The organism is Haemophilus parainfluenzae, assembly GCF_014931275.1.
Lineage (GTDB): Bacteria > Pseudomonadota > Gammaproteobacteria > Enterobacterales > Pasteurellaceae > Haemophilus_D.
Genome location: NZ_CP063110.1, coordinates 1,336,316 through 1,350,248, shown reverse-complemented (window position 1 = coordinate 1,350,248; position 13,933 = coordinate 1,336,316). Strand labels below are relative to the sequence as shown.

General features: G+C 39.4%; 15 protein-coding genes, 2 other RNA genes and 1 pseudogene. 7 read left to right on the top strand and 11 right to left on the bottom strand.

Annotation, left to right across the window (positions count from 1 at the left end; translation table 11 throughout):
• Nucleotide 1: 1 nt before the first annotated feature.
• Together INQ00_RS06645 and INQ00_RS06640 are read right to left on the bottom strand one after the other, a co-directional pair.
• A complete protein-coding gene (locus INQ00_RS06645) occupies nucleotides 2-538 on the bottom strand; it encodes an elongation factor P hydroxylase (protein ID WP_005698563.1) in 537 nt (178 codons plus the stop codon).
• Between the two features lie 181 nt (nucleotides 539-719).
• Nucleotides 720-1,583, bottom strand: coding sequence for an AraC family transcriptional regulator (locus tag INQ00_RS06640; RefSeq protein WP_197547508.1), 864 nt, complete (start codon nucleotides 1,581-1,583; stop codon nucleotides 720-722).
• Between the two features lie 130 nt (nucleotides 1,584-1,713).
• Here INQ00_RS06640 and INQ00_RS06635 point away from each other — a divergent pair, with 130 nt between their 5' ends.
• The gene (locus INQ00_RS06635) at nucleotides 1,714-1,932 is read left to right on the top strand and encodes an OsmC family protein (protein ID WP_197546568.1); all 219 of its coding nucleotides are present in this window, start codon (nucleotides 1,714-1,716) and stop codon (nucleotides 1,930-1,932) included.
• A gap of 108 nt (nucleotides 1,933-2,040) precedes the next feature.
• On the opposite strand, the gene INQ00_RS06630 is transcribed toward INQ00_RS06635, so the two are convergent.
• The 3 genes from INQ00_RS06630 to INQ00_RS06620 all read right to left on the bottom strand — a co-directional run bounded on the left by INQ00_RS06630 (nucleotide 2,041) and on the right by INQ00_RS06620 (nucleotide 4,560).
• Nucleotides 2,041-2,655 carry a CadD family cadmium resistance transporter gene (locus INQ00_RS06630; RefSeq protein ID WP_003766668.1) on the bottom strand — a complete coding sequence of 205 codons (615 nt, stop codon included), beginning with the start codon at nucleotides 2,653-2,655 and terminating at the stop codon, nucleotides 2,041-2,043.
• A 308-nt stretch (nucleotides 2,656-2,963) separates the two neighbouring features.
• Nucleotides 2,964-3,509 carry an ATP-binding cassette domain-containing protein gene (locus tag INQ00_RS06625; RefSeq protein WP_197546567.1) on the bottom strand — a complete coding sequence of 182 codons (546 nt, stop codon included), beginning with the start codon at nucleotides 3,507-3,509 and terminating at the stop codon, nucleotides 2,964-2,966.
• A gap of 178 nt (nucleotides 3,510-3,687) precedes the next feature.
• Nucleotides 3,688-4,560, bottom strand: a complete 873-nt coding sequence (locus tag INQ00_RS06620) for an MBL fold metallo-hydrolase (protein ID WP_197546566.1) — start codon at nucleotides 4,558-4,560, stop codon at nucleotides 3,688-3,690.
• A gap of 143 nt (nucleotides 4,561-4,703) precedes the next feature.
• Between INQ00_RS06620 and INQ00_RS06615 the strand changes: the two genes are divergently transcribed.
• The gene (locus INQ00_RS06615) at nucleotides 4,704-5,657 is read left to right on the top strand and encodes a GlxA family transcriptional regulator (protein WP_197546565.1); all 954 of its coding nucleotides are present in this window, start codon (nucleotides 4,704-4,706) and stop codon (nucleotides 5,655-5,657) included.
• An 82-nt stretch (nucleotides 5,658-5,739) separates the two neighbouring features.
• A pseudogene (locus tag INQ00_RS06610) lies at nucleotides 5,740-6,186 on the top strand (IS1595 family transposase); the annotation flags it as partial.
• Nucleotides 6,187-6,663: 477 nt separating this feature from the next.
• Here INQ00_RS06610 and INQ00_RS06605 read toward each other — a convergent pair.
• From INQ00_RS06605 to ssrA, 5 genes are all read right to left on the bottom strand, one after another.
• On the bottom strand, nucleotides 6,664-6,840 hold the full coding sequence (locus tag INQ00_RS06605) for a hypothetical protein (protein ID WP_197541916.1): 177 nt from the start codon (nucleotides 6,838-6,840) through the stop codon (nucleotides 6,664-6,666).
• A gap of 418 nt (nucleotides 6,841-7,258) precedes the next feature.
• Nucleotides 7,259-7,897: a hypothetical protein gene (locus INQ00_RS06600; protein ID WP_197546564.1), complete on the bottom strand. Its 639-nt coding sequence runs from the start codon at nucleotides 7,895-7,897 to the stop codon at nucleotides 7,259-7,261.
• A 425-nt stretch (nucleotides 7,898-8,322) separates the two neighbouring features.
• On the bottom strand, nucleotides 8,323-8,901 hold the full coding sequence (locus INQ00_RS06595) for an NAD(P)H-dependent oxidoreductase (protein WP_197546563.1): 579 nt from the start codon (nucleotides 8,899-8,901) through the stop codon (nucleotides 8,323-8,325).
• Nucleotides 8,902-9,149: 248 nt separating this feature from the next.
• Nucleotides 9,150-9,482, bottom strand: coding sequence for a zinc ribbon domain-containing protein (locus tag INQ00_RS06585; protein WP_065243169.1), 333 nt, complete (start codon nucleotides 9,480-9,482; stop codon nucleotides 9,150-9,152).
• A 154-nt stretch (nucleotides 9,483-9,636) separates the two neighbouring features.
• Nucleotides 9,637-10,002: a transfer-messenger RNA gene (gene ssrA, locus INQ00_RS06580) on the bottom strand.
• 107 nt (nucleotides 10,003-10,109) lie between these two features.
• Between ssrA and INQ00_RS06575 the strand changes: the two genes are divergently transcribed.
• Both INQ00_RS06575 and dinB read left to right on the top strand, forming a co-directional pair.
• Complete coding sequence (locus INQ00_RS06575) at nucleotides 10,110-10,607, top strand: hypothetical protein (protein ID WP_197546562.1); 498 nt, start codon at nucleotides 10,110-10,112, stop codon at nucleotides 10,605-10,607.
• 109 nt (nucleotides 10,608-10,716) lie between these two features.
• Nucleotides 10,717-11,784, top strand: a complete 1,068-nt coding sequence (gene dinB, locus INQ00_RS06570) for a DNA polymerase IV (RefSeq protein ID WP_070592278.1) — start codon at nucleotides 10,717-10,719, stop codon at nucleotides 11,782-11,784.
• A gap of 89 nt (nucleotides 11,785-11,873) precedes the next feature.
• Here the strand turns inward: dinB and rnpB are convergent.
• An RNA gene (gene rnpB, locus INQ00_RS06565) (RNase P RNA component class A) lies at nucleotides 11,874-12,250 on the bottom strand.
• 124 nt (nucleotides 12,251-12,374) lie between these two features.
• On the opposite strand from rnpB, the gene INQ00_RS06560 reads away from it, so the two are divergent.
• Entirely contained in the window at nucleotides 12,375-13,310 is a 936-nt protein-coding gene (locus INQ00_RS06560) for a KpsF/GutQ family sugar isomerase (RefSeq protein WP_005698585.1), read from the top strand.
• A complete protein-coding gene (locus tag INQ00_RS06555) occupies nucleotides 13,310-13,855 on the top strand; it encodes a KdsC family phosphatase (protein WP_420026368.1) in 546 nt (181 codons plus the stop codon). Before INQ00_RS06560 ends, INQ00_RS06555 begins: the two co-directional genes overlap by 1 nt.
• Nucleotides 13,856-13,933: the final 78 nt, after the last annotated feature.

Here is a 13,933-nt window from a genome sequence, read left to right as displayed (position 1 = left end):
TTTAGATGCGAGTCACATCAAATTTCGCTAAATCAATTCGATCTTCTGTGCCATAAAATTGAGCCAAGGCATGACGCAAGGTTTCTGCGCGTTTTGGTAAGCCTTTTTCTGCATAGGTTTTTACTTGTTCATATACCGCTTGCTTAAATGGTTGCGTATCTCCCGGATTGCCATTCAAATTATCCGCACTAGCAAAATAACGGAATCCCGCCGCTGTGGCTAAAATCCATTCCAATGCTTGAGGCTTCACTTCAACCTTTTCAAAATCACGCTGACGATCTTCTGAACGCCCATCCGGCTCATACCAATAGCCAAAATCTTCTAATTTACGGCGTTCTTTCCCCGCCACTAACCAATGGGCAATTTCATGTAATGCACTGCTGTAAAAGCCTCTCGCAAAGTAAATGGCGTTATAAGGCACCTCATCATTTGCAGGGATGTAAATCGGCTCATCCCCACCTTTAACCAATCGCGTATTATATTCTTCTTCAAAACATTGATTAAAAATCGCAATGATATCCTCAAGTTTGTGTTCCATGCTTTCTCCAAATATTTTTATCAATAAAACCTCTTAAAAGGTTTGAGAATTATCTCATTTTTAATGTTTTTCACAAAATCTTGGTTAAATAAAAAACGTCTGAAATTAACGTTTCAGATTTTTTTCATCATAAAGTGCGGTCAAATTTTTAGGTGTTTTTAAACCTATCTTTAAGCCCCATCTATTTAATATCCCCCTTGGGCGCATGCCCGAAATACCGTTTGTATTCACGGCTGAATTGGCTAGGTGACTCGTAGCCGACTTGGTAAGCGGCTTCGGTAATGCCTCGTCCTTCTTGTGCGATCAGTCGTCTGGCTTCCATCAAACGTAATGATTTTTGATATTGCAGCGGTGAAAGGCTGGTTATCTTTTTGAAATGGCTATGAAAGCCAGATAATGACATACCACATAGATTTGCCAAGGTTTCCACGGTGATGGTTTCACTAAAATGTTGTTGCAGATAATAGGTAGCTTGGGCGATTTTTTTGGTGTGCGATCCATTGCTTACCATGGCTTTAAATTTGCCACCTTGTTCGCCTGTAAGGAGTCGATAATATATTTCTTGTTGGATAATCGGTGCAAGAAACCCAATATCTTTTGGATTTTCGTGCAAGAGTAATAAGCGTTCAACAGCATTTTTGAGAGATTCATCCAAATGCCATTGTGCAAAACCCTCGTCGCCCTGTTGGACATCATCTGCAAGGTTTGGATTTGCTAATAAAATCTTGCTAACGCTTTCAATATCAATTTTCATCGACATCACTAAAAACGGCTTTTGCGGCTCTGCATATTTAATCTCGCCACGCATCGGTATGTTTACTGGGCAAAACATAAAATGTTGATTATCAAATCGGTAGCATTGTTCGCCTAGCTGCACTTCACGTTCTCCGCTTAACACGATGCAAATGCTCGGCTCTTGAATAATACCTTCGTAACAAAATGGTTGATCTGAATGGCGAAGAAATAAGCCTTTAATCGATGATGAATAGAGTTCGTTATGTGGAATAACCTTTAATAATCGTTCTATCATTTCAGTTGAGAACATAATTTTGTAGGAATAGGCAAGTAATTTGGATAAATCATATAACACTTAATATTGCCGTTCAATATAATGAACTCACTTTTAACGGCGGTACGCCAAACCATATTAACCAACATTAAATGAGGAAAACATTATGAAAATTTTCTACAAAACATCAGCAACAGCAACCGGCGGACGTGATGGTCGTCCCCAAGTGGACGACGGTTCAATCAGCTTTGATTTGGTTTCATTTCAAAATGACGGCACTGGAGCTGATGAAAAACACCAACGCGCCGAGTATGGCAAGCACCGCCGCACCGACGAAAAACGGCCGCATGGGGTGGGTGAAAAACTTATTCATGGTTTGGCTTAATTCTGCATGAAGATGCTTTCGGATATGGATTTATTGGGCGGACAGGGTTGTATCTTGTATTGAAGAAGCAAGCAGAAGGTTTGTCAGATACTCAAATGCCCGTATTATTCATATTATTGATATTATTGTTTGAATTGTATTATTTTCAATAATAATAAATAACCCTAAACCAATATAAATAACAGCCATTATCCAACGACTAAACTTCTCTACAATTTCACCAACACCTGAAATATTAGCCAATCTTTGTGCTGTATATACTAAAACAAAAATCAATATTAAAAATACAAGAAGAGTAACTAATAAGTCGACAAGATCTAAAGTCACAAAGTAAGGAACAAAAAGTCCAATATTATCTGCACCACAACTAGCAACTGTAACCAAAGCAACAATACCGACTAATTTTGACAACCCTTTTTCATCCAATTCTTTTTTAGCTCTTTTTTCGCCCTCACAATCGTCGTAAATAGCAACTTTAATACCTAAGTAAATCGGTATTAAACCTAATAAACCCAACACCCATTTTTCCGGAACATAATTCAAAACAAAAGCTAGAAATAAACTAACTAATATTAAAATTACAGAACCTAAATATTGTCCGATATAAATATCTCGATATTCTTTTCTAGTATTTGCTCTAGCAAAAAATATTAATAGTATTACCAACAAATCTACTGCTGTAGCAATATATAAAACAGCAGCAGTAATCACAGTCGAAAACATAAAGCACCTCATAATGAATCCCCTGCCCCCTTGGCACCACGGCTTTTTCAAAAACCGAATCGCGTTCGGATAACAGATTCGTATCTTTCGCTAAAGAGGCAAGCCTGCGGCTTGCTTACCCTCTCCCTAGCCCTCTCCCACGGGGAGAGGGAATTGGGCTGTCGAGCCTGAACATTTTCAGGTTTACCTGACATCTGATTCCCAATTCTACGGCTCTCTGATTTTGAGAAACCTGATCCCCTTTCCCCGTGGGAGAGGGCTAGGGAGAGGGCACGAACCGCAAGGTTTGTCAGAAATTTAAATTCCTATCACTCATAATAATGAATCCCCTGAAACTCTCTTGCCACCATGGCTTCTTCAAAAGCCCAATCGCGTTCGGACAGCGGCGTAGGCAGGGTAATCACGTTTTGCACGTTCATGCCCTTAGTGGAAAGCAGCATGATTTCATGGCTCAGGCGTGCGGCTTCGAAGCGGTCGTGCGTTACCAGCATACACGCCATGCCCTGCCGCTCGATTTTTTCCACCAGCATGGCGACCAAAATATCGCGCAAATCGCGGTCCAAACCGACGAACGGCTCGTCCAGCAAGGCAAGGTCGCAGCCGCACAGCAGCAGGCGCAAAAATGCTACCCGTTTCGCCATGCCGCCGGACAATTCGGTCGGATATTTGTTCAAATCGCCCGCAGTCAGCCCGACTTTCGCCGCCAGCGCGATGATTTCGCCTTCATCGGGTTTGTCCATAAAAATAGCGATATTCTGCATCGCGGTCAAGTTTTCCAGCAGGCGGTTTTCCTGAAACAGAAAACCCGTTTTGCGGAAAGTATTGCGTATCGTGCCCGATTTCGGCGTTTCCAAGCATTCAAATCCATCCGTTTGGGCGCAACAACAGGCCGCGCAATTTTAGTGGAAGGAATTAATTAAAATTATTTCTTAGAAAAAGGCCGTCTGAAATTTCAGACGGCTTTTTTATAACAAAGTGCGGTCAAATTTTTAGGTGTTTTGCAAATCTCCATCAAAACTTGACCGCTTGTTTTTAAAACTTCACTGTTTCACCATCTTCTGGAATTACTACATTTTCAAGCTTGTTTGCTTGGATAAATTGGCGTAAATCCTTACGGTAAACAGACATATGGTTTACTGCATCCATGTGCACTGTGATAAGTTTTGTATTTGGTAGCATTTGGCGAGCATGGGCAACATCTTGTAACCCCATAATAATGCCGTCATTCGGAAAAGCTAAGGTACGCGCATCACCTGTGTTCATAATCATTACATCAGGTTTATAACGATTAATGGCTTTGTTTACTTCGGCAGTCCAAACTGTGTCACCAACCAAGTACACCGTTGGATGACCTTTCGCTTGGAATGTTACGCCCATCGCCTCATCTAAAATCTCAGCCAATTGTGGCACAGCGTACATTTCCGTTGTACCGTGAGAACCACCGGTTTTATTTAAAATAATACCTTCAAACTCCACCGGTTTTTCCAACGATAAACTGGTTATGTTTGTAAAACCTTGCGCTTTGAGTAAGTCGCCATCCCGTTCATGCTGCACAAAAATTTTGATGGATTTAGGTAAAATTTTTTGTGCAACCTCATCCCAATGATCTTCATGTGTATGAGTCAAAATAATGGCATCAACATCTTTGAAAGTATCTTCTGCTTTCATCGGTAATTCCACAAGTGGATTACGCAAATGGCTATTTAATGTTCCTTCAAAGCCTGCATAACGTCCTTTTTCAGCAAGCATCGGGTCAATTAAAAAAGTTTTCCCTGCGTAGTTCAGGCGACCCGTGGCATTGCGGATATGTTGGTAGCTATCAGTGTTTTTAGAGGCAAGATCTACAGCGAAAGTATTTGCGCTAATAGCCAATGCTGTAGCGCTAATTAAGGTTTTTAAGTTCATTGTTTTTCCTTTTCTATATACGTTATTGAATGAATAAACATATTATAGTGAGAACAAAATTGTTCAAAAATAGATAAAAAATCAATAAACGTAATAATCGGGTCATTTCTGTGTTATGCTCATATCAAAGTAGGAGAAATAAAATGAATAAACCCACAGTTGCTTTGATTGTGTATGAACAAATGATGCCCATTCATTTTGCGATGGCATATTCCGTTTTTTCTATGTTGGATTTAAACGGCAAGCCGTTATTTAACTGTAAAATCGTTAGCGATTCGGACAACCTGACAAACTCGCTATTTCACATACATTTAGATGGTGGTTTAGAATGGTTAGAGAATGCCGATATTGTTGTGATGACTGGATGGCATAATACTCAAGTGATGCCGAGTGAGGCTTTATTAACAGCATTACGGCAAGCATATCAACGTGGTGCGACAGTAGTGGGTTTATGTTATGGTGCCTATGTGTTAGCGTGCAGTGGTCTACTTAACGGCAAAAAAGCAACCACACATTGGCTAGGAGATAGTGATTTTACTAGTCGCTTTCCGCAGGTGAAATGGGATTTAAATCCTATTTATTTGGAACAAGATCGACTGATTACCTCAGCAGGAACGGCAGCTTCCATGGATTGTTGTCTTTCTATTGTCCGTAAATTATATGGTGTGAAAATTGCCAATCATATTGCCCGAATACTGGTTATCCCCCCTCATCGTGAAGGCGGACAAGCACAATTTATCGAACGCCCTATTTCTCGTTCGACACCTAATCATAATATCAATGCGTTGCTTGCTTATTTAAATGAAAATCTGACCGCACTTCATTCGACTGATAGTCTTGCAGAACGTTTGTCAATGAGCCGTAGCACTTTCACCCGACATTTCCGTAAAGCAACCGGAATGTCATTAAATCAATGGTTAATTGAAGCAAGGCTACAACGAGCAAGAGAGCTTTTGGAAAGCACAGATTTATCTATTACTGATATTGCAGAACAAAGTGGATTTCATAGCGATACCGCCTTGCGTCAGCACTTTTTGAAAAAACATAAGATTTCACCGAATCGCTGGCGTAAGCAGTTTCAAATTGAGGATGTTTAGATCTTTTTATTTTAAAGTGCGGTCAGATTTTTAGATGTTTTTGCAAATTCAATTTAAAATTAAAACCGCTTGTTTGATCTAAATGGATAAAAGCTATTTCGGCGGACGCTGCAGGAGCAGACGCGGTCGAGGTGCATCAGGGAAAGTTGTCGTCTTCGGCATTCTGAAACGTAACGGACGGGTCTATATCGTTGCCGTAGATAATGCCAAGTCCGATGCTTTGCCTGTTATCAAACAGAAAATCATGCCGGACAGCATTGTTTACATGGATAGCCTGAGCAGCTATGACAAGCCTGGCGTCAGCGGTTTTATCCATCACCACATCAACCATTCCAAAGCGCTTGCAGACCATCTGAACCACATCAACGGGATTGAGAATTTTTGGAATCAGGCAAAATGCGTCTTGCGAAAATACAACGGAATCGAGCGCAAATCTTTCCCGCTTTTCTTGAAAGAATGCGAATTTCGATTTAACTTCGGCACACCGTCTCAACAGCTTAAAATCCTGCGGGATTGGTGTGGAATTTAGAGCTAATCTAGTACAGCCCCTACTTAAATATATAAAGCTGCAATATTTGCTAAATTTGTCTACTTTCGTCTGCTTTTAACATACGTAAAAACTTCTTTCTAGATAACTTGATAGGAGAATTTATAGCTATTCCCCATTGTAGAAAAAACTAAAAAATATTATATAAAATATAAAATAACTAATTGTATAAATAAAAATAAGATTTAGAGTTTGCAAGATAATTTTTCTTATTATTTTCCCTTTTGCCTCTTAAAGTAAAAAATATTTGTGTTATAAAAAATAAAATTGGGACATACATTATAATTAAATCATCTCCATGTATTACCCATAAAAAATAAAACCATAGCCTTTTAATACCAAATATTTCAGAGAAGCAAAAAAAAGATAATATTAAAGTATACAGAATGATAAAGATATTAGAGTATAATATACTACTAGACAGTTTTTTTATAAAAAATTTCATTCTTCAATCCTAGATTATTTAATGTTTTTGTAAGCTTTTTTGGCATCAGAAGTAAAATCTTGGCAATTATTGGACACAACATGATATGTGTTATTCCCATATTTTTTTCCAATAACTACTCCGTCATGTCGATTTGAACTCTTAGGTAAAACCACCCTCATTTCTTCCACTTGATTTACTGCTTTTTTCATTTTCAAATCATCATAATGTTTTCCTGAGCATTTATATTTGGCAATTATTTTAGGGCTGTTTCAGAAAATGGCCCTGTAGTTGTAAATCCAATATTTGTACCATCATCAAAGAAAATATGTTCATGGAAGATGCCCAAATCTAAACCGGTCCAACCTGAAGTTCTAAAATCAAATGGCATACCATTCAATAGTCGCGTACATATGCGTGCAAGGTCTAAAGTAATCTGGACATTTTGCCACCTCTTTAATCTTCGGTGCTGATGCAGCTTAGGCTTCTTCTCGGTATTTTTATGACAGGGACAGCCGTCTTGTAGAGACTAACTTTTGTTATCGCCTGAGGAGGATGTATTTTAGGTCGTCTGAAAGTTTTTCAGACGACCTTTGTGTAAGTTGGGTTTTCAACTTAGTCTATGTTTGCTTACTGACTAATAGGAATACTAAACCACAGTTCATATGAAGCTAAACCAATCCAGTCGATATTTGCATTTCCATCTGAGCGAATAGTTTTTCCGGAGCTAAACTCCCCCGTCTTAAACAAAAGAGGTTCTAAGAAATATGATTTGAAATTACAGCTCATCTTCAGATTATCAATCTGCATGCACAAATTCTGTATGAACGGGCTTTGAATAAAAGATTTCGTTATAATCTTTTGTATCTTTTTATCGAATGCCGAATACCTGCCGCTCAACGAAGTATTTTCCTTAAGCGCTTTCTCAACCGACTTTCTTGATGTTTCACTGTTGCTCCAGTTTAACTGTATTGCATACAATTTATTTTTATCGATTTGCGCAATGGAATACTTAATGGCATTAATGAGCTGATTCTCAGTCAACCGATGAACCACTCCTTCCGAGTCTGATGCTTGATAATGTCTAAAATTCAGAACATATTTTCCAGGCATGATTTCCCAATGTATCACATTGGAAACGGTAATATTATCATCCATTGTAAATTGAATAGTCTTCTCACAACCCTCGTTAATAGTGCGGGTACAAGCATTGGCATCGGCAAAAACAATGGCAATAAAACATGTAAAAAGAAATTTTTTAATTAACATGAACATTTCTCCTTAGGTAAAATCCAATAATCCCCACCGTACTTATTCATATGGATCACTATACTCACTATTACTATCAGTAACAACAGCGACGTGACTATCTGATAGCACAGATTTATCTATTGCTGATATTGCAGAACAAAGTGGATTTCATTGCGATACCGCCTTGCGTCAGCACTTCTTGAAAAAACATAAGATTTCACCGAGTCGCTGGCGTAAGCAGTTTCAAATTAAGGATGTTTAGATCTTTTTATTTTAAAGTGCGGTCAGATTTTTAGGTGTTTTTGCAAATTCAGTTCAAAATTAGACCGCTTGTGTGATCTAAACTCAGTCTATTCCTCTTCCTCTCCCTGTTAGGAAATTTGATTAGATAAAAATAAAAAAGGAGAGCTAAAATGCTCACCTTCTAAACTCATATTTTGTAATTATCCGAATACTTTTTCCAAATGTGCTTGGTAGTCTGCTAAGTATTGTTCTACTTGTGGATTTTTAATCACATCGTTACATAAGAATGTCGGCAGACGGGTCAAACCGATGAACTCATTGAGTTTGTGAAAGTGCATGTATAACGCATCCACGCCTTTGCCCTCGAAGAAGTCGCCTTCGCGGGTAAAGGCTTCAATCGGCGCATTCCAGGTAAGTGAGAGCATGTGTTTTTTGCCTTGTAACAAGCCGCCTGTGCCGTAGCCTTCAGTTGGATTGACACGATGGCGACCATCACTGTGGTAAAGCTTGCCGTGTCCGACGGTTAATACTTCGTCTATGTATTTTTTAACTGTCCAAGGTTCGTGCATCCACCAACCTGGCATCTGCCAAATCACGGCATCCATCCACAAGAATTTTTCGATTTCTGCTTCAACATCATAGCCGGCATCAATCACGGTTTCTTTTACATTGTGTCCAAGTGCGGTCAAAACTTCTTTCGCTTTTTTGTGAAGTGTATGGTTTAACTCACCGTGTGAATGTCCGAAATCTTTACCACCATCTAATAATAAAATATTCATCTTTTTGCTCCTACAACAAATAATTCTGAAAAATGAGGGCTTCAATTATGCCTTTTTACTTTAATTTTTAAAAGTGCGTTTTAGGTAGCGGTAATTTATGATTACTAACAAGACTAATGCATTATCTTTCAGATGACGGTTTTACCAGTCAAATTGAATACGAATTGAAAGTAGAAGATGAAGAAATAGACGTGAAGAAGGTTAAGAAATAAATAAAAATGCCTGTTGTAAAACAGGCATTAAAAGGATTATGCTTTTGGGCGAGTTAATAAAACGAATAAACCAAGAATCACATCACCAATTACCCAAAGTGTAAGGATTATACTTGCGCCTAATCCTGTGCCAAGCAGCGTACCTGCTCTTTCAGTATTACTTATAGTATTATTAATCACATAAGCACTTGAAGCAACACCGCCAATCAGCCAAATTGCCATTAATACATTAAATAAAATAAATAAGCATTTAAAAACCTTGCCCATAAATGTACGTTTTGGTTTGCGGAGTTGTTTACCGCATGACGGACATTTTAAAGCTTGGTTACTTACTTGGTTATTACATTCAGGGCAGTTAATTAACGCCATAATTCTCCTTAGGTTAGGTTTGTTTTATTAAAATAAATCGACCACTTCCACAATAAGATAATTATATAAATTTTTGAAAGAATAATAAAAAAGCCCTGAAGTTATTATTTTCAAGGCTTTAAAGTCTTTCATAGGACTTGATAGGTTTATTTTGTGGTGGAGCTGGCGGGAGTTGAACCCGCGTCCGAAATTACTCTACCTTCAGTACTACACGTTTAGTCTCGTCTTTAATTTCACTTAAGCATGCGGACAGACACGCTAAACTTAAGCTAGTTTGATTCAATTTAGTGCTTCGATCCTCAAACAGCGGCTTCCACACGATCTCGTTTTGGTTTGACTCCGCTTTATCCCCGTCTTACGAGCGGAAGCTGGGGAGCGAAGGCTATGAGCAGGTTATTAAGCTGCTAAAGCGTATTGTTCGTCGTTTGCGACTATTTTTTTGCGGTTTATTTACGAGGCCTACCGCACCTCGACGTGCACCTTGGGCTTCGCTAATCCCGTCGAATCCAGAATCAGCCCCAAAATCGTTCGGCAGTTTATCAAAAAATCCAAGAAAGGAAAAGAAGCTATTTATTAACCTAAGAAGTTAGGGTAAAATTTTGCCACTTTTTTATAAGGAATCGAATAATGAAAACATTAAAATCTCTGACCGCACTTTCATTAGGTGCATTATGTTTAGCATTTAACATGCAAGTTATTGCAAAAGAAGCAACACCAGCAAAAGCGACACAAACCCAACAACAAGCGGTAAAAGCGAGTGATAACATCGACAAATACCTTGCCATCAATATTGGTAATCGTGAAATGGTGGTTGATGAAAATGGCCAAGCGTTAAGTGCATTCAAACATGAAATCACTAACATTGGTCAAAAACCAATCAAAAACATTCAATGGGTGGGCGTATATGTGAATAACCGTAAAGTTATTTACAGCCAAGATATGCAAATCAATTTAGAAACTCCATTACAACCAGGCAAATCCATCAATATTAATTTACAAATTCCATTTGTTCAATTGGCTGAAGATGCACGCAAAGTCTTTATGAACCAACAAGAAAAAATTGATGTTTATCCTATTGAACGCGTTATCCAGCTTGGTGATAAAACTGTTCTCTCAGATCGTTAATTCTCTTCTCTAGCCCACGTAATGTGGGCTCTTTAATTACTGTATAGTTGAACAGTTGTTTTCTTTTCGATATACTAAAAACACGCCTAATTTTGACCACACTTATAGCATGAACTCCACCCGAAAAATCATTCACATTGATATGGATTGCTTTTATGCCTCTGTTGAAATCCGTGAAAATCCAACGCTACAGGGAAAACCTGTCGCCGTGGGGGGAAGTTCTCGACAACGTGGTGTACTCACGACCTGTAATTATGAAGCACGAAAATTTGGGCTACACAGTGCGATGCCTACGGCACAAGCCATCAAAAAATGCCCTAATCTGATTTTAGTGCCCGTTAATATGCCGCTTTATAAACAGGTATCCGCACAAATTCATCAGATCTTTCAACGCTATACGTCTATCATTGAGCCACTTTCATTAGATGAAGCTTATTTGGATGTCACGGATTGTACACAATGTTCAGGATCTGCCACTTGGATCGCACAAGAAATTCGCCAAGCGATTTTTGATGAATTAAAACTGACCGCCTCTGCTGGTGTGGCGCCCCTTAAATTTCTCGCCAAAATTGCTTCCGATATGAATAAACCGAACGGACAATTTGTGATTCAACCTCATGAAGTTGAACAGTTTGTAAAAACACTGCCATTGAAAAAAATCCCTGGCGTGGGCAAAGTTACCTCTGAACGTTTATTGAAAATGGGATTAGAAACTTGCGAAGATGTGCAAAAACTCGATCAATCTATTTTGTTAAATATCTTCGGTAAAATGGGTAAGCGAATTTGGGATTTTAGCCATGGCATTGATGATCGTGAAATTCAAGCACATCGAGAACGAAAATCTATCGGCGTAGAACGCACTTTATCTGAAAATATTCGTCATCTCGAACAAGGTATAGCGTTGCTAGATAATCTCTATGCCGAGCTTATTCGCCGTATTGAACGAAGTGCGCCGAATATCCCTTTAACCGCTTTTCGCAAAATTGGGGTGAAATTAAAGTTTGAAGATTTTCAGGTGACAACCTTAGAAAAAACAGGCTTGCCTTTATCACTAAAAAGTTTTCAACAATTACTGGAACAAATTTGGCAACGTAGCCATGGGAAGTCTATTCGTCTTGTGGGATTACACGTGAACTTACCGGAAGAAAGCCATTTAGAACAAATGAGCTTGTGGTAAAATACAAAAGAAAATGACCGCACTTTTATTCATTCCATCCCGAGTAGGATAATGAAAAAAACAAAAGTGCGGCCATTTTTTTGATGAATTTGTTGAGTTGGTCGATAAGCCGAGTTCTGTCGTGGACAATCATTCCTCTAGGCGACAAATTACTCTGCCGCTCAAGCAACCTACCCGAACTCTGGACGGGCCACCCATTGAGTTCCTATTTGGTCTTGCTACGAGTGGAGTTTACCTTGCTGCACGTTGTTACCAACGGCACGGTGTGCTCTTACCACACCCTTTCACCCTTACCGTTTTCACGGCGGTCTGCTCTCTGTTGCACTGGTCGTCGGCTCACGCCGCCCGGACGTTATCCGGCACTCTGCCCTTTGTAGCTCGGACTTTCCTCTCGTTTACTTGTCCCACTAGGTCGTGCGAACACGGTTAAGGGCTTCAATAAACCAGCGATTGTCTAACCAACTCGCGGCGTAGTATAGGGGGAATTCAAAGAGCGGTCAAATTTTCATTCTTATTTTTAATAACTTCCGTTAGAATAGCCCTGCAAAACACGGTTATTTTCAACCGCACTTTTATCATAAGGATTTCCTATGAATTATTTACAAATCGCACGAGAAACACTTTCTGTTGAAAGCCAAGCGCTCGCACAACTAAGCCAACGCTTAGATGATGAGTTTTCTCAAGTCGTGGATCTTATCCTTGCTTGCGAAGGTCGTTTGGTCATTGGTGGTATTGGTAAATCGGGGCTAATTGGCAAAAAAATGGTGGCGACTTTTGCTTCTACAGGAACACCAAGTTTCTTCCTTCACCCGACCGAAGCCTTTCATGGCGATTTAGGTATGTTAAAACCCATCGACATCGTGATGCTGATTTCTTATAGCGGTGAAACTGACGATGTAAATAAACTCATTCCAAGTCTCAAAAACTTTGGTAATAAAATTATTGCCCTAACTAGCAATAAAAACTCAACGCTTGCTCGCCATGCGGATTATGTTTTAGATATCACTGTCGAACGCGAAGTCTGTCCAAACAATCTCGCACCAACCACTTCAGCTCTAGTGACTTTAGCCTTAGGCGATGCTCTTGCGGTTTCATTAATTACAGCCCGTCATTTCCAACCGGCTGATTTTGCGAAATTCCATCCTGGCGGCAGCCTTGGTCGTCGTTTGTTATGCAAAGTGAAAGATCAAATGCAAACTCGATTGCCGATTACCACACCAGATACCAGCTTCACTGATTGCTTAACTATTATGAATGAAGGTCGTATGGGTGTGGCATTAGTCATGGAAAACCAACAACTTAAAGGCATTATTACCGATGGTGATGTGCGCCGAGCATTAACGGCTAACGGTGCCGATACACTTAATAAGACCGCGAAAGAGCTCATGACCTCTTCACCGAAAACTATTCATGAAAATGAATTCTTAGCGAAAGCAGAAGACTTGATGAAAGAGAAAAAAATTCACTCTCTTGTTGTGGTCAATGATGAAAATAATGTTGTGGGCTTAGTGGAGTTCTCAAGCTAATGATTAACGAAAAATTAAAGAAAATTAAATTAGTCATCACCGATGTCGATGGCGTATTAACTGACGGACTACTCCATTATGATGCAAATGGCGAAGCGATTAAAAGTTTCCATGTGCGCGATGGACTTGGCGTCAAAATGTTGATGGATGCAGGTATTCAAGTAGCCGTATTATCGGGCAGAGATTCGGCGATTCTGCGTAAGCGAATTAGTGATCTCGGAATTAAATTGTTCTTTTTAGGTAAGCTTGAAAAAGAAAGTGCTTGTTTGGATCTCATGAAACAAGCCGGTGTTACCGCGGACCAAACAGCCTATATTGGTGATGACAGCGTAGATCTCCCCGCTTTTACAACCTGTGGCCTTTCTTTTGCCGTGGCAGATTCTGCACCTTATGTGCAAAATGCCGTGGATTATGTGCTTGCACTTGGAGGCGGGAAAGGCGCTTTCCGAGAAATGTCGGATATGATTTTACATGCTCAGGGCAAAGATGAAGTCTATACTTCAGCCAAAGGCTTTTTAAAATCAGTCAAAAATATGGGACAATAACACCTATAACACTATTCAAAATAACTAAAAAAATAACCGCACTTTGATGATTCAGAAGTGCGGTTATTTCTTTTTATG